The sequence below is a fragment of the Campylobacter ureolyticus genome (assembly GCF_027277485.1).
GTDB classification, from domain to species: Bacteria; Campylobacterota; Campylobacteria; order Campylobacterales; family Campylobacteraceae; genus Campylobacter_B; species Campylobacter_B ureolyticus_B.
The window spans coordinates 25842-44909 of record NZ_JAPXGQ010000014.1 but is presented as its reverse complement, the minus strand read 5'-3'; the positions used below and the strand labels follow the sequence as shown (position 1 = coordinate 44909).

The window sequence follows — 19068 nt, the reverse complement described above, 5'->3', positions numbered from 1 at the left end:
ATAGCAAGTCCATCAATAGAATTTTTTAAAGTATAATCAATACATCTTTTAATGGAAGTTTGTGGCAAATTTGAAATCATTTTTATAACTGATTGCTTTGAAAAATTATTTTTTGAAAAAGAAGTCCCAGCTTTTGAAAATCCACCATCACTAAAAGAAATATACTTGTGTTGACTTTTTGTGTATTTAGTTCGTCCAGCTCTAACTTTTTTTAGATTATCAAAAAACTCATCCCAATTAATATTGCTCACAATAAAAACTCCTAAAAATTTATAAAAAAATTAAAAAATTAAAAAATAAATTCTAAAAAAATAAAATCTTTTTAAAAAATATTTTTATCCCTTTTAAAAAAATCTTTGTAAATGTTAGTGTAGATAAGATTAAAAAAAGATTATGCGAGAAGTTAGGCAGGATAACCCCTTTTATATATAGTTTTTAGCCTTAAATACCGATATAATCAGCATTTAAGAGCAATTTTTAATATTTTAGCAAATATCAAAAATAAAAATAAAAATGAATTTTTATTTTTTTAGATAATGCTGGAAATTTTTTAAAAATTTGAAAAAAGTTTCGAAAAAAAAGAAATTTAGAAAAATATTTATAGAAAAGAAAAGGGAGAGAAAATTATTTTTATGTTGTATAATAATTTTCTCTAATTAAGGTCAAATTTTATAAAAAATTTTTTGATTTTTATGGCTATCTTTTGTGATTTTAAACAAAATGTTATTAAAATCATCAAGTAAACGCCATAAGGAATTTTTACCTATTATGTCGTAGGCTCTCTCATTTGCAAGTTGATTTAATTTTTTTGATAGATTGCTTTGATTTATTTCTTTTTGTAAATTAATAATTTCACAAACAAGGTCAATAGTTATTTTTTCTTTTTGATTTAGGTTTAAAATTTTAATATTTTTTTCATCCTTTATTGTTAAATTTAACTCGTTTGCGTTTAACTCAAAACAGTTTATTTTAGTTTCATCTCGGCGTTTTTGTGGCTCTAAACATAATATAAAATTTTGTGTTTTATCGCTTATGTTATTTAGCCAATACGCTTCATCTACGCTATCAATAAAACTAGTTGAGCCTTTATAAAGTTTGTTATTTTCGCCATCAACTTGCTTTGGTTGATGATGTAAAAATATAATCGTAGCTCCATTATTTCTCATTTCTTGCAAATCGCTTAAAAAAGCAAGAACCTCTTTATCAGAGTTAAAATTTACATTACTCATAAAGTTGCGAATACTATCAATTATGAATAATCTATTTGAAAGGTTATAAGATTTTAATTTATTAAATATATCATAATCTTTAACGCCATTTATTAGCCAGTGCGTAAATTTTACATTATCTAAAATTTTACTAATATTTCTATTTTTTAGAGTTACTTTGCCATTGTCGGCATCTAAGTAAATGATTTCTTCAAAATTTGAATTATTTTTTAAAATATAATTTGATAAAGAATATGCAAACCAGCTTTTACCACTTCCAGCAGATGAGTAAATCATCACAAGACTATTTTTGTATAAAAAATTAGGAATTACCCATTCATTTTCAAACAAATTTAATTCTTTTTTTGTGGTCTTGATTGCACTTTTGGATATTTGTGATATAATGTCACTGATACTCTTTTTTGGGGCATTAGCCCCTTCTTTATTTTTAAGCATTTTATTCCCCTTTTAGCTCTTTATTTTCATTTTTATCCAACCATTCCAAAATAGAACTTTTCTTATAAAAAACTCTACCACCTAATTTTATAAAAGGTAGTGGATTTGGATCATTTGCAAAGCAACCTTTTCTATATCTCATCTTAGCTTGAGTTGGAATACTAAGTCCTAAAAAATTTTTTAAATCCAAAGGACTCATAAACTCATTATTTATGTTATTTAAAACATTTTGCATTTTTTCTCCTTTTTAAAATTTGTTTCATATATTTTTAAAATTTTAAAAGCAATGTTAGCTTGGATAAGCTTATTGTTTGCTGTGCTGATAAAAAAAGTTGTTTTTAAAGATCTTTTCTCTCACCTTTTTTTATTAAAAAAAAATAAAAATAAAAAAATAATATTTTAATAAAGTGATTGAAATATTTAAAAACTTAAAAAAGTATTTAAATATTGATTTTATCGGACTTTTATAGATATTTTTTAAAAGTCTACGTCTATATTTAAAAAATACACAGAATTTTCTTTATATAATTATATTTAAACCCATAAAATAGGGCATTATTTAGTTTTTTATTCCAACTAAAAAACTGTAAAAAACTGTAAAAAACTGTAAAAAACTGTAAAAAACTGTAAAAAACTGTAAAAAACTGTAAAAAATACCATTGTAGCGATATTTTAAAGGCATTACAGTGCTATATATTTATTATTTATTTACTTTATTTTTTTTAAGCAAAATATAACCTTAATTATGTAGTTTTATTAATGTAGTTAGTAATTATTTTAAATAAAATAACGATAGTATCAAAGCTTGAGCTTATAAAAATTGAGTTGCACACCTCCACCAAGTGATAATATTAAGGCTTTGCTATTTTTAAGTTAAATTTATAAAATATGCCTCATATCACATCTAGCGTTATGCAAAAACATAAGTTATCAATATGTTTTGAAACTATAAAAAATTTCTAAATTTAAAAATTAATATGTTTTAATATAAACAATATTTTAAATCCAAATTTGATGCAATATCCCAAAATTTAAGATTTAGGTTTTATTTGCAAAAAGGCTAAAATTTGAGTGATGATAAAAGAGAAGAACTTAGAGAGTATTTAGGAAATAATCGACCTAAGAATAGAGTAAATTTAGGCAATAACTCTAATAATAAAGAAAATTATAATAAAAATTTGAAAAATAATTTAAATTTAGATAATGAAACAAATTCAAGCAAAAGAGATTATGATAAAGAACCATTAATCTTAAAAGATTACACAGAGCATATGTCTATGCACTTAGGATTATGTTTGATAGTTGGATTTTTTATGTTTTTAAATTTTTCTAGTTTTTTTGAAGAATATGGCTACGGAAATATAAATTTAATTTTTTTATTTGTTAACATACTATTATTTATTGTATTTTTATTTATTGATATTTTTTTGTTTATTTTTTAATTCAGCTAATCGTCTTGTAGTTCTTTATAATTCATACGCCATATTTTATAAAGAAAATAAAATCAAAAAAGAGTTTTTTCTTAAAGGTAAAAATATTGGAGTTAATTCCTTTTTTCATATGGTAAAAAGCATTAGTTTTTTTATTATTCCAGTTCTTATTGTTTTAATGATTTTGGAATCAATGGAAAAAGGTTTTCTATTTGGCTTTTGTTCATTATTTATCTTCATAGTTTCATTTATTGCAATTATTTGCTATGATTTTTTATTTAGAAAAATTATTTATAAAAATATAAATGTTAATTTAAATGGATTCTATGACAACTGGCTAAAACTTCACATAGAAATTGGTTGGGAAATAATGAGTGACCTTGTTACCAAAAGAGGAATTTCGCTATTTTTCTTTAGCGAAAAAGACTATAAAGACCTAAAGGAATATATTCAAATAGTTTTCGATAAAAATTTAGATAAAGATATCAAATAAGTTTCGGAATAAGAAGGAAATTATAAATAGAGAAAGCGTTGTAAAAATAATACTTAGATATAAAATATAATGAAATATTAAAAGCTCTAACAAAATGTTAAAAAAAGATAAATAATTTTGATTTTAACAACGCAAAAAGAAGTTTCGTAAAAAATGCCATTTATTAGATATAGCACATAATAAAGCATATTTATTGCAAAAGAACTATAAATGAAAATGTAAAATTTATAAAAAGCCTAGACAAATAATTAATTTATTTGCCATTTGTATTTTTTATACTATTTTTTATTTCTAGCATTATAATATTCAAAGCTTTTTTATAAATTTCATCACTAGAGTTTTCTTTTAAATTAACAATATTTGAAATTTCTTTTTCTTTAAACTCTTTTTTATTCAAATGGTTTGTAATTTTATATTTTATTACAAATTCAAACTCTGTTTTAGAGTCTTTTTTTCTCACATTAAAGGCAAAAATTTCATAACTAAGTGAATTTTCAAACTCTTTAAATTTATCATTTTGAAACTCTTCTTTTAAAATATCATTTAAATTATCTATAATTTTTTTAGAGTCTATAAATTTATTTAAAACTAAAAATTTATTTTTTACAGTATTTCCACCATGTATAAAAACCTCACCTTTTTTTAAGTCTGATTTTGTAATATTATGATCTAATAGATTTTTATCTCTTTGGCAAAAATCTATTTGTGGATGTTTAAATTCGCTTTTTTCACCAAAAAACTCTTTAAAATTTGAACTATTTGTCTCGTTAGAAAACAAAAAAGACAATACAAAACATGCTAAAACCAACTTTTTAATCATTAAAAATCCTTTAAAATATCTTTTGCAAAAAGCGGAATAGATAAAAATTTAAATTCATCTATCAAAAAAACTTTACAAAAATCATAAAATTTTATAAACTCATCCTTATTTACTGAAATTTCAATACAAACGCCAAAATTTCCAAATTCTTTTTGGCATTTTAAGTCCTCTTTATCTAAAAAATACTCAAACCTTGATATTAAACTAAATGGGACAAAAAATGAACAGCTATCTTTTATCTCAAAGTCTATTAAATTAGCTTGGCCAATAGCTAAATTTACACTTGAACTATATGCCCTTACAAGTCCGCCCGTTCCAAGCTTTATGCCGCCAAAATATCTTACTATAAAAACTCCAGCATTTATAATATCAGCACCTCTTAAAGAATTTAGTGCCGGCGGTCCGCTTGTGCCTTTTGGCTCTCCATCATCGCTTTGGTTTTCAACAATTTGAAGATATTTATTATAAAACCTATAAGCCCAAACTATATGAACTGCTTTTGGATGCTCAGCCTTCAATCTCTCATGAGTTTTATCAAAAAGTTCATACGGAACTAAAAAAGACAAAAAAGTTGATTTTTTTATTTCTTGTTTTGCGTAATATTTGCTATTTACTGTTTGCAAAAATTTCCCTTTATTGTTTTAATCTCTATTTTATCTAAAAAATATAAATTAAAAGTATTATTTAGTCTTTAAAAGTTGAGTGTTAAAGGCTAAATAAAATTAAATTAATAAATTTATATAAAATACTTGACATTGTAACGCTCACATTGTATAATACCACTTAGCAATTTAAAATATAGAGTGCTAATATTAAAAGCCAATTTAAAATGGATTTTTAGATTTGGCAAGTTTATTTGAGGTTTTATGGGATGAAGATAAATAAAAGAGATTTAATACTTAATTACATAATAGAGGCTTATTTGGATGAAAATACTCCAATTGGCTCTGTTGATTTAGGTCTTAGAATGGATGGCTTAATCCCAGCTTCAACTATTAGAGTTTATTTTAAAAAGCTAAGCGATGAGGGTGCTTTAAAGCAGCTTCACATAAGTGGTGGTAGAATGCCAACTGTTTCAACTATGAAAAACTATTGGGAAAAGAAACTTGGCAATTTAGATAAAAAGCTTATTATAAATGAGCAAGTTTTAGAGCAAGTTTTAGATAAATTTAGTATTTATTGTATGATTTTTAGCTCAGATAATGAAATTTTAAATGAGGTGATAAATTATAGAGATAGGTTTATTATACTTTGTTTTTCAAGAAGTGAAATTGTTTTGAAATTTGATTATAGAGTTTATGATTTACTTTTAAATTTGGTTGGAACAGAGCTTAAAGATTTGGAGAGAATTTCTATTCAAGTTGGATTAAGTGATCTTAGAACCAAGCTAAAGGAGCTTAAAAGATCTGAAATTAAGTTTATGGCAAATGAAGTAATTGCATATAAAATATTTGAAGATGAAAGATTTAAAATGCTTTTTGAGCCAAGCATAACAACAAAATTTAGTAAAAATTTACTCTTTTATCCGATTTTTGAACAAGGATTTATGGGTATAAAAACAGATGTTGTTTATAAAGACAGTGATGCTACTATGCTTTGTGCAGGAAGTGTTTATGAAGATTATGAAAAATTTTTTAATATTATAGGAATGGAGGCAGCATGAATCAAGATGAATTAAAAAATGGTTTTTGTGCTGATGATAAGTGCGAAAATATAAACAATCAAGCTGATTGTACAGATAACAAAGAATGTGAGTGTGAAGAAAAATCAGATAAAAACTCACAAAATGATGAGGTTATAAAGCTTCAAAATGAGCTTAGTGAACTAACTGATAAATTTTATAGAGCAAATGCAGATTTTGAAAATATTAAAAAACGTCTTGAAAAAGAAAAGCTTACCGCAGTTGCCTATGCAAGCGAGAGTTTTGCAAAGGATATTTTACCAGTAATTGATGCTTTAGAAGAGGCTTTAAAAATACAAACACAAGGTGATGACTTGGCAAGCAAGATAAAAGATGGCGTAAAACAATGTCTTGATATGATGCTAAGAAGTCTTGAAAAACAAGGTATTAAGCAGATTAAAACTGATGGTAAATTTGATCATAATATCCACAATGCGATAAATCAAGTTGAAGATGAGTCAAAAGAAAGTGGAGATATCCATCAAGTTTATCAAAAAGGATATTTGTATAAAGATAGAGTTTTAAGACCAGCAATGGTTGTAGTAGTAAAATAAAAAATAAATTTAATAAAAAGGATAAAAAATGAGTAAAGTTATAGGAATTGACTTAGGAACAACAAATTCAGCAGTTGCAATATTTGAAAGAGGCGAAAGTAAAATTATCCCAAATAAAGAGGGAAAAAATACAACTCCTTCAATTGTTGCTTTTACAGATAAGGGTGAGGTTTTAGTAGGTGATACTGCAAAGCGTCAAGCTGTTACAAATCCATCAAAAACAATTTATTCTATAAAAAGAATAATGGGCTTGATGATGAATGAGAACAATGCTAAAGAAGCTCAAAAAAGACTTCCTTATAAAATAGTTGATAGAAACGGTGCAGCAGCTGTTGAGATTGATGGTAAAGTTTATACACCACAAGAAATTTCAGCAAAAGTTTTGATGAAATTAAAAGAAGATGCTGAAAGCTATCTAGGCGGAAGCGTTGTAGATGCTGTTATTACAGTTCCAGCATATTTTAACGATAGTCAAAGAAAAGCTACAAAAGAAGCCGGAACTATCGCAGGTTTAAATGTTTTAAGAATAGTAAATGAGCCAACTGCGGCAGCTTTGGCTTATGGACTTGATAAAAAAGAGAGTGAAAAAATCGTAGTTTATGATTTAGGTGGTGGAACATTTGATGTCACAGTTCTAGAAACTGGAGATAATGTCGTTGAGGTTTTAGCAACTGGTGGAGATGCGTTTTTAGGTGGAGATGACTTTGATAATAAATTAATTGATTGGCTTTTAGCAGAGTTTAAAAGTGAAAGTGGAATTGATTTAAAAAATGATGTTATGGCTATGCAAAGACTTAAAGAAGCTGCTGAAAATGCTAAAAAAGAGTTAAGTTCAGCAATGGAAACAACTGTAAATTTGCCATTTATTACAGCTGATCAAACAGGACCAAAACACTTAACAAAAACTTTAACAAGAGCTAAATTTGAAAGTATGATTGAGGATTTAGTAGCAAGTACAATTAAAACACTTAAAAATGTTATGAATGATGCTGGAGTATCTAACTCAGATATCGCTGAAATAGTAATGGTAGGTGGCTCAACAAGAGTTCCTTTAGTTCAAGATGAAGTTAAAAAAGCATTTGGTGGAAAAGAGTTAAATAAATCTGTTAATCCTGATGAGGTTGTAGCAATTGGTGCTGCTATCCAAGGTGCTGTTATAAAAGGTGATGTAAAAGATGTACTTTTACTTGATGTTACACCTCTTAGCCTTGGAATTGAAACACTTGGTGGCGTTATGACAAAAGTTATTGAAAAGGGCACAACAATACCAACTAAAAAATCTCAAGTTTTCTCAACCGCAGAAGACAACCAAACTGCAGTTACTATAAATGTACTTCAAGGTGAGAGAGAGTTTGCAAAAGATAACAAAACTTTGGGTAATTTTAATCTTGAGGGCATTATGCCAGCTCAACGCGGTATTCCACAAATCGAAGTTCAATTTGATATCGACGCAAACGGTATTTTAACAGTTTCAGCCAAAGATAAAGCAACTGGAAAAGCAACTGATATAAGAATTACAGGATCAAGCGGACTAAGTGAGGCAGAGATTGATAAAATGGTAAAAGATGCCGAGCTTCACAAAGAAGAGGACTCAAAGAGAAAAGAGCTTATTGAAACAAGAAATCAAGCCGATGGTATAGCTCATCAAACTGAAAAAACTCTAAATGAAATGGGCGAAAAAATCCCTAGTGATGTTAGAGCAAAAATTGAAAGTGCCTTAAATGATCTTAAAGCTACTTTAAAAGATGAAAGTGCTACAAAAGAGGCAATTGATAGCAAGGTTCAAGCTTTAAGTAAAGTTGCTGAAGATATGTATAAAGCAGCAGCAAGTCAAAATGCTGGTGCTAATAACGCTGGTGCTGACAATAAGAGTGGCAAGAAAAACGATGATGATGTAATAGATGCTGAAGTTGAGTAAAACTTATCTTTAAAGTGGCTTAAATTTAGTTTAGGTCACTTAAACATTCGCGCAAAATTTATATAAATCAATTAAGGTGCTAAATTTAGCACCTTAAATTTTTATCTCTTTTTAAAATATTATCTATAATATATTTATTGTTATCATTAAAAATAAAACTTTTCTAAAATTGATTTTAAGCAACAAAGTTATATAATTTCTTCATTACATTTAAAGGTTAAATTTGAAAAACAAATTTTTAAATTCATTTATAATTATAACTTTAATTTTATTTGCTTTTATAGTTTATAATAAATTTAAACTCTCTGAAAATTCTCATTTGACAGTTACAGCTGATACAGTTATAAAACCAGGTTCTAAAATTTCAAAGTATGTTACACAAGAAGAAGTTGATAGTTTTAGTTTTAGATATTCCGATATTCATTGTGATAAAGAAACAAACTCCACTCTTATACCTTTAAGAAAAGCTTTAATGGATAAAGATACAAATAAAGTATTGAATTTCATAAAAGACAATAATCTCTCAGCAGATGTAACAATGCTTGATAAAAGAACTCCTTTAATGTATTCAAGTTTTTATAATGATACAAATACTACAAAAGAGTTAATTAAACTTGGAGCTGATGTTCATAAAAAAGACAGATATAAACTAAATGCTCTAGCTTATGCTATAAGCATAAACTCAGCCAACACTGTAAAAATACTGCTTGATAATAATTTAACCGTAGAAGAAACTCCTGTAGTACAAATGTATGGCAGTAAAACCAACTTTTACAGGCAGCTTGATAAAATCATAATAAACGGTGATGATATTGAAATGATATATAGCAAGGAGTTAACTTTGTTTAAATGTGGCGAGGGAAGATATGGTGATGGTTTGGATCCATTTTTATATGTGGTTAGATCTAATCTATATGATACCGCAAAAGTTATATTAGAAAGTGGATATATTCCTACAAAATGCAAATCAAATTCAAATAAATACGGAGCTGATTGCTATGATAATATATCAAAATATGAAAACTACGAACCTATGCTAAATCTTCTACTTAAACACAATGTCTCAGGACAACCTTCAAAAGAACTTATGAAAAAGGTGCATGATGAGTGTTATAATGATTATAATATATTTTTAGCTACAAAAAATAAATTTTTAAAAGGTGATTTAAACTTAATATTGGAAGAAAAAATTAGTTTAAACGGAACGTTAAAAACTTATGAAAAATATTGCAATAAACCTAATTCCAATTTTTTGAATACAAAGTCATATATAAGCTGGAAAAATAATTATAATAAAAATTATGAGCTTTATGGATTTTTAATGGCAAATAAAGATGATAAAAGCAAGGTGATTTATCTTGATAAAAATCAAAATAAATCTGGTAATTAAAAAAGTAATATACAACCAAATATAAAAGGATAAAACAACGGGCGAAGCAACATTTAAAAATAATAGTAATCTATGAATTTCTTATAATCAAGCTTTTTGGAAGATTAAATTTATTTATAATTTTTTCTTCCATTTTTCTCATTTCTCCATTGTCTATTTCGTGATCATATCCTAAAATATGAAGCAATCCATGTGTAAAAAGTAGGGCGATTTCATCATCTAAGTTGTGTTTAAATTCCTTTGATTTTTCATCTGCAAGATCTAAATTTATAACAACTGAACCAAGTGGAAAATTTGGTATTTTAGCATAAGGAAAGCTCAAAACATCAGTTGTTTTATCTATGTTTCTTTCTTTTTTATTAAGATCATGCATTTCACTAGAGTTTAAAAAAATAAGCTCAATCTCAGCATCTGTTAATTCGCTAGCTATTAAATCTAAAATTTTAGGATATTTCTCATCGCAACTTATCAAATTAAATCCTTTTTTTAGTTAAATTTGGCTAAGATTATACCAAAATTTATAATATAAAAGGGTGAAAATGAAAAAAGCACTTTGTATAATAAGTGGTGGAATGGATAGTGCAACATCAGCATATATCGCAAAAAATGAAGGCTACGATATAGTTGCACTTCATTTTGATTATAATCAAAGAACTATGAATAAAGAAAAAGAGTGTTTTAATAAAATTTGTGATGAGTTAAAGGTTGTAAAAAAAGAGATTTTAGATGTTAGTTTTATTTCTCAAATCGGGGCCAATGCTTTAACTGATTGGAGTCTAGAAATTCCAAAAGATGGACTAATTGATGAGGTGCCAATAACTTATGTTCCTTTTAGAAATGGTATATTTTTAAGCATTGCAGCAGCTTTAGCCGAGCGTGAAAAGTGCGAGGCGATATTTATAGGAGTAGTTGAAGAAGATAGTAGTGGATATCCTGATTGTTCCCAGAATTTTATAAAAAGCATGGAAAAATCAATTAACCTAGGACGGGAAACAAGCATCAAAACAAAAATCCTAACTCCATTAGTTCATTTAAGTAAAGCTCAGATTGTTCAAAAGGCATTTAGTTTAAAAGTCCCTTTGCAATATACTTGGAGTTGCTATGAAAGGGAAGATTTGGCGTGTGGAGTTTGTGATAGTTGCAGACTTAGACTAAAAGGTTTTAAAGAAGCAGATAAAAAAGATCTAATAAAATACGCCAATTAAAGTTTAGCTAAAAAATATCGCATCCATATCAACTTCAACATTTGGAATTTTTTCAAGCACATGAGAAAGCATTACTAAATTCTTGTAAGTGTTTGAACGAAGCAGTATTTCATATCTAAATTTTGAAGCAATGTATTCAATTACAGCTTTTCCGTGTCCAATAACTTCGATATCTTTAAATTTAGGTATGATTTCTAAACATTTTTGTGTAATTTTATTTGCAGTTTTTTCATCTTTATGTGATATTAAAACTCTTAAAATTTTAGTAAAAGGTGGATATAAATCTTCTCTAAACTCAGTTTCATCTTCTAAAAACTCATCATATTTATCTAGATAACTTTTAAAAAAATCAGCTTGTTTTGTTTGTATTAATACTTTTGCATTGCCGACTCTTCCAGCTCTTCCAGCTATTTGCATACATAAAGCCAAGGTTTTTTCTCTAGCTCTAAAATCAGCATACGCTAGTCCCGTATCAATACCCATTATCACAGCTAGTTTAACATTGTGATAATCATGCCCTTTACTAAGCATTTGAGTGCCTACTAGAATATCTATTTTTCTATCATTAAAGTCTTTTAATAAATTTGTAAGTTTTCTTTGCGTTGTTATTTCATCTTTATCAAATTTAGCAATTTTTGCTTCTTTAAAGACATTTTGAAGAGTTTCTAAAACCTCACTTGTTCCCATTCTTTTGGCTTCAAAAGTATCTCCGCCGCATTTTTGGCAAGTTGTATTTTTATGAGTTGTATATCCGCAATAGTGGCAAATCAAGGCATTTTTATTTTTATGGATGCTCATTCCAACACTACAGAATGGGCATTTTATTATTTCGCCACATTTTGTGCATTGTTTATATTTGAAATTTGCTCTTGTGGGTAAAAAAACAATGGCTTGATTTTTGTTTTCAAGACAAGTTTTTATCTCTTTTAAAATTTTTGGTGAAATTTCAGTTTCGTTTTCATCATAAATTATTTCCTTACTACTTTTAAAAAATGTTCCTTTTAATCTAAAAAAAGGTTGTTTTTTATAAGTTGTAAGTGAAGGCGTAGCTGAGCCAAGCACTACTTTTATATCAAATTTACTGGCTAAAAAAATAGCTAAATCTCTTGCATTATATCGTGGTTTTGTGGCTGATTTATAACTATCATCATGCTCTTCATCAACAACTATAAGGCTTAAATTTGTAAATGGTAAAAAAAGAGCCGATCTAGCTCCTGCAATTAATTTTATTTTTCCATCTTCAAAATTTTTAAGTAAAATCTCTTTTTTTTTAGGTGTTATTTTAGAGTGCCAAACACCTACAAAATCACCAAAATACTCTTTTAGTCTTTTTTCCATTTGTGGAGTTAAGGAAATTTCAGGCATTAAAAAAAGTACTTGTTTTCCTAAGTTTAACTCTTTTACTATTAGTGAGATATAAATTTCACTTTTCCCGCTTCCAGTATCACCAAATATAAGGCTTGTTTTATGTTCTGTTGTAAAATTTAAAGCCTCATTTTGAAGTGGGCTTAATGTTGGAGTTTTATCAAAATTGTGATTTATAAAATTTGACCTTTTAAATGGTGTAAAAATTTTAAAAACCATACCCAAATTACAAGCATAATAATAATTTATAAACTTAGCTAGAGTTTTTTGAATATCGCTAAATTTTTCATCACAAATACTTAAAATTTCTAAAGTTTGAAATTTTGGCTTTTCAACTTCTCTTAAAACTATAGCTCGTTTTGTGTTTTTTGTAATAGGGGCTAAAACTAAGCTATAAGTTTCAAGCTTAGTTTTAGAATGATATGTTAGAGGTCTTAAATTTAGACCTAAAATAAAGACTTCATAGTAAAACATTTATTCAAAAAGATTACAGTTATCGCCTTTACAATTAAAGTCTCCTGTATTGCTTCCTGTTGTCACAAGCTCAAACTCAGCACATTTTTTAGCAATGCAAGCTTTATAGGTACCATTATCACTTATAGTCCAACCGTTTCTTTCATTTCCTTTTTTTATGCCACCTTGGACAACACCAGAGAAGTTATTGCCAACTAGAGTTTTAATATTATTTCTCCAACCACTTATATTTCCTTCCATCATATATTTACTTTTTTGAAGTGCTATACCACTTCTTATGGAAGATACATCTGCTCTCATTTTTGCTGTTGTAGCATCATCTCTTGTAACTGAAAGTCTTGGTATAGCAACTCCTGCTAAAATTCCCAAAATAACAATAACAAAAACTAGCTCAATCATAGTAAAAGCTTTTTTATTCATATTTTCTCCTTTTTTCATACATATATGAAATTCTAGTAATTATATCAAAAAAACCTGTTAAAGACTAGGCTTTTCACCTAAAAATATTTTGCTTCCACTTTGCAAATATGATTTTATAGCAGGTAATTCAATTGCTCTTTTGCAGAGTTTTTCATTGTTATTCACTGTTTTTATTTCAAACATCCCAGCTCTTATGTTGTTTGCATTATCATCTTGATTATAAACAATTATTTCAATACAAGGTTTTTTTCTTATATTAAGCGTTGCTTTGTAATCTTGTTCATCTTTAACATCCACATAGGTCATATTAGATATTTTTTTATCATAATTTGCCTGAGATGTTTGATAAGCTGCAATATCAGTTATCAAAGTAGATAAATTTTGAGCAAATTTTGCAACTTCTGCATCATCTCTAGTAGCGGCAAGTCTTGGTAGTGCAAAAGCAGCTAGAATTCCTAAAATAACAATGACAAAAATTAGTTCTACCATTGTAAAACCTTTTTTCATATTACTTTTTCTCATAAAATGGTCTTCTCCTTTCTTAAAATTTGATATTATTTTATTTAAAAATATCTTTAAAGATAGTTAAGATTTAAAATATTTTAAAAGTTCTTTTTTATTAAAATTTATAATTTTTCCATTTTTATCTGTTTTTAAAAGATTAAGCTTTTTAAATTTTGTAATTATTCTTGAAAATGTTTCAGGGGATATGTTTAGAATTTTAGCTATATTTGAATATTTTAGTGTTTGAAAAGCTTCAAAATTTTCACATATGAAATTTGCAACTTTGCCATCACTATCCCAAATAATTTCTTTCATTATCACTTTATTCATGGCTTTTATTTTGGCAGAAAATGACTTTAATAAGGCAAAAGCAACTTGTGATTTTTTTAAAAACATCTCTTCAAATTTTAAATAATCTATCCTTAAAACTGTGCTATCTTCACTAAAAGATGAGCTTGCTGGATAAGTTATGTTTTCAAAATTTGCCAATTCGGCTACAAAATTTATTGGTAGTATTTCATGGATAAATATTTCCTTTCCCTTTGGGGAAGTTTTATAAATTTTTAATTTTCCATCTAAAAGTATACTTAGGAAAAGTGGTTTTTCTCCTTCTAAAAAAAATATTTCACCTTTTTTATAGTGTTTTACAATACTTATATTTTCTATTTTATCAAGTTCTTTATCGGTCAAATCTTTGAAAATTGGGATATTTTTTAACATTTTCTTCTTCTTTTTTTAAAAAAATCATATTTTAGATTATATCAATGTTAAATTAACAAACTGTTTTAAACTGAAATTTTGAAAATTATTATATAATCTTAAAAATATTTTTAAAAAAGGAAGAATTTATGTATCGTTTCGCACCATCACCAACTGGTGATATGCATATAGGAAATTTAAGAGCTGCAATATTTAATTATATTGTTGCAAAACAAAAAGATGAAGGTTACATTTTACGTATTGAAGATACGGATAAAGAGAGAAACATAGATGGAAAAGATGAAGATATAAAAGAAATTTTAACAAAATTTGGTATAAAGTGGGATAAGCTTTATTATCAAAGTAAGAATTTAAAATTTCACAGAGAATTTGCAAATAAACTTTTGATTGATAAAAAAGCATTTTGTTGTTTTTGTAGTGAAGAAGAACTTGCAGCAAAAAAACAAAAAGCTAAAGATGAAGGCGTGGCTTATAGATATGATGGAACTTGTGAAAAGCTTAGTGATGTTGAAGTTTTAGATACAACAAAACCTTTTGTTATAAGGATGAAAAAGCCATCTCATGCTATGAAATTTACAGATGATATAAAAGGTGAGCTTATTTTTGAACCTGAAAATATAGATAACTTTGTGATAATGAGAAGAGATAAAACTCCAACTTATAACTTTGCTTGTAGTATTGATGATATGCTTATGGATGTAAGCTATGTAATAAGAGGTGAAGATCATGTAAGTAATACTCCAAAACAGGACTTAATAAGACAAGCGCTTGGATATAATAAAAAAATAGGCTACGCACATCTTCCAATTATTTTAAATCAAAAGGGTAAAAAGATGGGCAAAAGAGAAAAAGATTCATCGGTTAAATTTTTACTTGATAGTGGATATTTACCTGAAGCAATACTTAATTATCTAGTTCTTTTAGGAAATAAAACTCCATATGAAATTTTTACTTTAGATGATGCAATTAAGTGGTTTGATATAAAAAATGTCTCTAAAAGTCCTGCTAAATTTGATATAGAAAAGTTAACTCAAATAAATAGAGAGCATATTAAAATAGCAAGTAGTAAAAGACTTAGCGAGCTTTTTGAAATGGATATTAAATTTGCTGATTTAATACGATTTTATACTCAAGAAGGAAGCTTAATACCTGAAATTAAAAATAAAATTTCTCAAATTTATTCCAAAAAAACTATTCCAAGTGAATATAAGGAATATGTAGATTTGATAAAAAATGCAATTTCAAAAGTAGAAATTTCTGAAGATTTCAATGAATTTAAACAAAATTTAATGAAATTAACTAATCTTAAAGGAAAAAACTTTTTTATGAGCTTAAGGATATTGCTTACAAACCAAACTCATGGACCAGAACTTAGCGAGCTTTATCCACTTATAAAAGATGATATAAAGGAGATAGTAAGTAAATGTTAATATTAAAAACTTTTTTACTAGCTCTTGCTAATATTTTACATATTATAATCTTTGCTTATACGCTTGTTATTATAGTTGCCGCCGTTATAAGCTTTACAAATCCAGATCCGTACAACAAACTGGTTCAAGTTGTTTTTAGATTAACTGAACCAGTTTATGGATATATAAGAAAGGTTATTCCAACTTCATTTGGTGGGCTTGATTTTGCACCGATGATAGTTTTATTGGCCCTTACTTTTATAGATAAATTCTTTATAAAATTGGTTGAAATTTATGCCTATAAGATGTAAGTTTATACTACTTTTGTTTTTAAGTTTTACCTTTTTAAATGCAAATGTGAAAAGTTACGATGAAATTAAAAACGAGCCTAAATCTTTGGCAAAAGACTATTATATTTATCGTTATATTACAGAAGGAAATTATAAAAAAGATGAGGTAAGGGCTTTAAGTAAACAGATTTATAGAAATAGAGGAAAACTTAACAAAGAAATTTATAAAGTTATTCCAAAGCCAAAACCATACGATGAGTGTAAAAATTTTTGGGTTAAAAATATAAATGATGCAAACTTAACTTGTAAGCTTAAAAGATCAACTCCAGCTTTTTTAAAAAAATTAAACAAGCAAACATTAAAGTATTTGGAAAAAGACTTTGCAAATTTTCCAGATAAATTAAGACTTTTAAAAGGTATGAGTTCTGAGAATCCAGCTGTTTATTTTGCTAATAATTTAGATATAAAAAATTTTTTTAGCTATTATAACTCACTTTCTCAAAGCCAAAAAAATATTGATTTCAATATTGTTTTAAGTAAAGAATTTGCAAATGAGATAGGTAAAGAAAAAGCTTTTAATTCTTTTATAACAGATATTATTATAAATAAAAGATATGCAAATTTAAGAAAGTCTTTTTTAGATGCAAATGCTTCAAAATTTAATTCTTTAGGTGCTTTTTATCTAGGGATTAATGCGGTTTTATATGATGATTTAAATAAAGCTTATGAGTTTTTTAAAGTTGCAAATTCAACATTTAAATCTAGTATTGATAAAGACAAAGCAAATTTATGGGCATATTTAGTAAGCAGTAATGAATCTGATCTTTTAAACACAGCAAAAAGTGACAATATAAATATATATTCTTTATATGCAAAAGAGCTTACTGGACTTAATAAAACATTAAATTTGGTTATTCCAAATCCAACTAAAAATGAAGCTCCAAAAGGCTATGATCCAACTGATCCTTTTAGTTGGGTAAGACTAAAAAATAAAATCTCTAAAATGGATAAAGAAAGTCTAAAGAATGAAGCCAATAAATTTGATACTAAGCAAACTCTTGGTGAGTATATTTATATCTCAAATATTTTATCAGGCTATAAAGATAACTTTTATCCACTTCCTTTTTTGGATTATTTAAATGAACAAAATTTACATAGAAAAGCTATGATTTTATCTCTTGCAAGACAAGAAAGTAGATTTGTACAAAGTGCCATTTCTATTTCTTATGCACTTGGAATGATGCAATTTATGCCTTTTGTAGCAAATGACTGGGCAAAAAAAAGTGGCTTAAAAGATTTTGATCAAGATGATATGTTTAATCCAAAAACGGCTTATAATATGGCAAATGTTCATCTAGACTGGCTTGAAAAACTTGTTTATAGTCCTGTTTTTATAGCTTATGCATATAATGGCGGCATTGGTTTTACTAAGAAAATGCTGACAAGAGGAGATTTATTTAACGCTGGTAAATTTGAACCATTTTTATCAATGGAATTAGTTTATTATGAGGAAAGCAGAGAATATGCAAAAAGAGTTTTATCAAATTATTTTATCTATTCTCAAATTTTAGAACCTAAGAAAAATATCTCTATTATTGAACTTTTAGGAGATTTGTTAGTTCCAGCTAAAAGTGACAGCTTCCGAAAATAAGGAAGCTGTTTATTTATTAAATTTTATTTGTGGATTCCAATACATTGATTTTGAAACTTTTAGAAATTTTAAATTTGCATTTATCCCACTTTGAGTTTTATAGCTTAATGTTAAATAATCATTATCTTTAATATGAGATGTGATTTTATAGTGATTGCTCCAAGGAATATTTATATTTACCATTTTTAAAAGCTCATCTTCAAAATCAAGTTTTGTGATATTTAAGTCAAAATCATTATTTATGTTTACTGAATCCAATAAAATACTCTCTTCTTTTGGATAAGATGAGAGTATAAAAATTTCTTTATCGCTATTTTTTAAAACAGGATTTAAGTATGTTGAAACTGCCAAATAGCGTTTTTCTTCATTAATACTTTCAAATTTTTGCGTATAGGCTAAAAGCTCATTTTTAACTGGATCTAAATCACTTTTTTTTTCAGCACAGCCAGTTAAAAAAATAAGTACTAAAATAAATAAATTTAGTTTTTTCATGCAATGCCTTTAATAAATTTTTAGATATTTTATCAAATTTAGCCTTTTTATAGCCTAAAATAGATATAATTAAAAACTTTTTTTAAGGAAAATTAATGAAAAGATTAGGCATTGCATTTTCAGGGCCTTCAAATTCTGGAAAAACAACTTTGATTCTAAAGGTTGCTAAGCGCTTTTTAGAAAGTAATTTAAAAGTAGCTATTGTAAAACATGATCCAGGTGATAAGGCTAAATTTGATGTCGAGGGAAAAGATAGTTATAAATTTTCAAGTCTTGGTGTAGATGTAGTTGTTGCAAGTCCTACAAGAACGACTTATTTTAATAAGTCACAAAAAAATTTAAGCGATATTGTAAAAATGATAGATGATTTTGATATTTTGATAGTTGAGGGTTTGAAAACACTCCCACTTCCTAGAATTTCTATTTTTAGAGATAGTATTGAAGAAAGTTATTTAAAATTTTCAAACGCTATTGCGACAAATAATCTCAAATATAGTGGAGAGTTAAAGCATTTTGATGTAAATGATGATTTAAATATTTCAAAATGGATTTTAGAAAATGCTAAAAAACTGTAAAATAAACTTATAA

21 protein-coding genes and 1 pseudogene are annotated in these 19068 nt (G+C 26.7%); 11 read left to right on the top strand and 11 right to left on the bottom strand.

What is annotated here, in order from left to right:
* The 3 genes and pseudogenes from O6B72_RS07960 to O6B72_RS07950 form a co-directional block, all read right to left on the bottom strand.
* Nucleotides 1-251 (bottom strand): annotated as a pseudogene (locus O6B72_RS07960) (relaxase/mobilization nuclease domain-containing protein); the annotation flags it as partial.
* Between the two features lie 411 nt (nt 252-662).
* Nucleotides 663-1664, bottom strand: coding sequence for an AAA family ATPase (locus O6B72_RS07955; protein ID WP_269492782.1), 1002 nt, complete (start codon nt 1662-1664; stop codon nt 663-665).
* 1 nt (nt 1665) lies between these two features.
* Nucleotides 1666-1899, bottom strand: coding sequence for a helix-turn-helix domain-containing protein (locus O6B72_RS07950; RefSeq protein ID WP_269492781.1), 234 nt, complete (start codon nt 1897-1899; stop codon nt 1666-1668).
* Between the two features lie 832 nt (nt 1900-2731).
* Between O6B72_RS07950 and O6B72_RS07945 the strand changes: the two genes are divergently transcribed.
* Both O6B72_RS07945 and O6B72_RS07940 read left to right on the top strand, forming a co-directional pair.
* Nucleotides 2732-3106 carry a hypothetical protein gene (locus O6B72_RS07945; protein ID WP_269492780.1) on the top strand — a complete coding sequence of 125 codons (375 nt, stop codon included), beginning with the start codon at nt 2732-2734 and terminating at the stop codon, nt 3104-3106.
* Nucleotides 3081-3587, top strand: a complete 507-nt coding sequence (locus O6B72_RS07940) for a hypothetical protein (RefSeq protein WP_269492779.1) — start codon at nt 3081-3083, stop codon at nt 3585-3587. The genes O6B72_RS07945 and O6B72_RS07940 overlap by 26 nt, the downstream gene beginning before the upstream one ends.
* Nucleotides 3588-3840: 253 nt before the next feature.
* On the opposite strand, the gene O6B72_RS07935 is transcribed toward O6B72_RS07940, so the two are convergent.
* Nucleotides 3841-4407 carry a hypothetical protein gene (locus tag O6B72_RS07935; protein WP_269492778.1) on the bottom strand — a complete coding sequence of 189 codons (567 nt, stop codon included), beginning with the start codon at nt 4405-4407 and terminating at the stop codon, nt 3841-3843.
* Complete coding sequence (locus O6B72_RS07930; protein WP_269492777.1) at nt 4407-5030, bottom strand: IMPACT family protein; 624 nt, start codon at nt 5028-5030, stop codon at nt 4407-4409. The genes O6B72_RS07935 and O6B72_RS07930 overlap by 1 nt, the downstream gene beginning before the upstream one ends.
* A gap of 248 nt (nt 5031-5278) precedes the next feature.
* Between O6B72_RS07930 and O6B72_RS07925 the strand changes: the two genes are divergently transcribed.
* The 4 genes from O6B72_RS07925 to O6B72_RS07910 all read left to right on the top strand — a co-directional run bounded on the left by O6B72_RS07925 (nt 5279) and on the right by O6B72_RS07910 (nt 9950).
* Nucleotides 5279-6070, top strand: coding sequence for an HrcA family transcriptional regulator (locus tag O6B72_RS07925; RefSeq protein ID WP_114675221.1), 792 nt, complete (start codon nt 5279-5281; stop codon nt 6068-6070).
* Nucleotides 6067-6642, top strand: a complete 576-nt coding sequence (gene grpE / locus O6B72_RS07920; RefSeq protein WP_018713209.1) for a nucleotide exchange factor GrpE — start codon at nt 6067-6069, stop codon at nt 6640-6642. Before O6B72_RS07925 ends, grpE begins: the two co-directional genes overlap by 4 nt.
* Nucleotides 6643-6670: 28 nt before the next feature.
* The gene (gene dnaK / locus O6B72_RS07915; protein WP_050334403.1) at nt 6671-8560 is read left to right on the top strand and encodes a molecular chaperone DnaK; all 1890 of its coding nucleotides are present in this window, start codon (nt 6671-6673) and stop codon (nt 8558-8560) included.
* Nucleotides 8561-8783: 223 nt separating this feature from the next.
* On the top strand, nt 8784-9950 hold the full coding sequence (locus tag O6B72_RS07910) for an ankyrin repeat domain-containing protein (protein WP_269492776.1): 1167 nt from the start codon (nt 8784-8786) through the stop codon (nt 9948-9950).
* Nucleotides 9951-10020: 70 nt separating this feature from the next.
* Here the strand turns inward: O6B72_RS07910 and ybeY are convergent, their stop codons facing one another.
* Complete coding sequence (gene ybeY / locus O6B72_RS07905; protein ID WP_269492775.1) at nt 10021-10422, bottom strand: rRNA maturation RNase YbeY; 402 nt, start codon at nt 10420-10422, stop codon at nt 10021-10023.
* Between the two features lie 67 nt (nt 10423-10489).
* Here ybeY and queC point away from each other — a divergent pair, with 67 nt between their 5' ends.
* Nucleotides 10490-11155: a 7-cyano-7-deazaguanine synthase QueC gene (gene queC / locus O6B72_RS07900; RefSeq protein ID WP_269492774.1), complete on the top strand. Its 666-nt coding sequence runs from the start codon at nt 10490-10492 to the stop codon at nt 11153-11155.
* Nucleotides 11156-11158: 3 nt separating this feature from the next.
* On the opposite strand, the gene O6B72_RS07895 is transcribed toward queC, so the two are convergent.
* The 4 genes from O6B72_RS07895 to O6B72_RS07880 all read right to left on the bottom strand — a co-directional run bounded on the left by O6B72_RS07895 (nt 11159) and on the right by O6B72_RS07880 (nt 14638).
* Entirely contained in the window at nt 11159-12994 is a 1836-nt protein-coding gene (locus tag O6B72_RS07895) for a primosomal protein N' (RefSeq protein ID WP_269492773.1), read from the bottom strand.
* Nucleotides 12995-13414 carry a type II secretion system protein gene (locus O6B72_RS07890; protein ID WP_269492772.1) on the bottom strand — a complete coding sequence of 140 codons (420 nt, stop codon included), beginning with the start codon at nt 13412-13414 and terminating at the stop codon, nt 12995-12997.
* Nucleotides 13415-13471: 57 nt separating this feature from the next.
* Nucleotides 13472-13921, bottom strand: a complete 450-nt coding sequence (locus O6B72_RS07885) for a type II secretion system protein (RefSeq protein ID WP_394803128.1) — start codon at nt 13919-13921, stop codon at nt 13472-13474.
* 78 nt (nt 13922-13999) lie between these two features.
* Complete coding sequence (locus O6B72_RS07880; RefSeq protein WP_269492770.1) at nt 14000-14638, bottom strand: Crp/Fnr family transcriptional regulator; 639 nt, start codon at nt 14636-14638, stop codon at nt 14000-14002.
* A gap of 128 nt (nt 14639-14766) precedes the next feature.
* Between O6B72_RS07880 and gltX the strand changes: the two genes are divergently transcribed.
* Genes gltX through O6B72_RS07865 form a run of 3 tightly spaced genes read left to right on the top strand, consistent with a single transcriptional unit; the run spans nt 14767 to nt 17988 of the window.
* Complete coding sequence (gene gltX, locus O6B72_RS07875; protein WP_269492769.1) at nt 14767-16068, top strand: glutamate--tRNA ligase; 1302 nt, start codon at nt 14767-14769, stop codon at nt 16066-16068.
* Nucleotides 16062-16358, top strand: coding sequence for a YggT family protein (locus O6B72_RS07870; protein ID WP_269492768.1), 297 nt, complete (start codon nt 16062-16064; stop codon nt 16356-16358). Before gltX ends, O6B72_RS07870 begins: the two co-directional genes overlap by 7 nt.
* Before the next feature lie 46 nt (nt 16359-16404).
* On the top strand, nt 16405-17988 hold the full coding sequence (locus O6B72_RS07865; RefSeq protein WP_269492767.1) for a lytic transglycosylase domain-containing protein: 1584 nt from the start codon (nt 16405-16407) through the stop codon (nt 17986-17988).
* 9 nt (nt 17989-17997) lie between these two features.
* Here O6B72_RS07865 and O6B72_RS07860 read toward each other — a convergent pair whose 3' ends face one another.
* Complete coding sequence (locus O6B72_RS07860) at nt 17998-18480, bottom strand: hypothetical protein (protein ID WP_101637403.1); 483 nt, start codon at nt 18478-18480, stop codon at nt 17998-18000.
* Nucleotides 18481-18575: 95 nt separating this feature from the next.
* Here O6B72_RS07860 and mobB point away from each other — a divergent pair, with 95 nt between their 5' ends.
* On the top strand, nt 18576-19055 hold the full coding sequence (gene mobB, locus O6B72_RS07855) for a molybdopterin-guanine dinucleotide biosynthesis protein B (protein WP_269492766.1): 480 nt from the start codon (nt 18576-18578) through the stop codon (nt 19053-19055).
* Nucleotides 19056-19068: the final 13 nt, after the last annotated feature.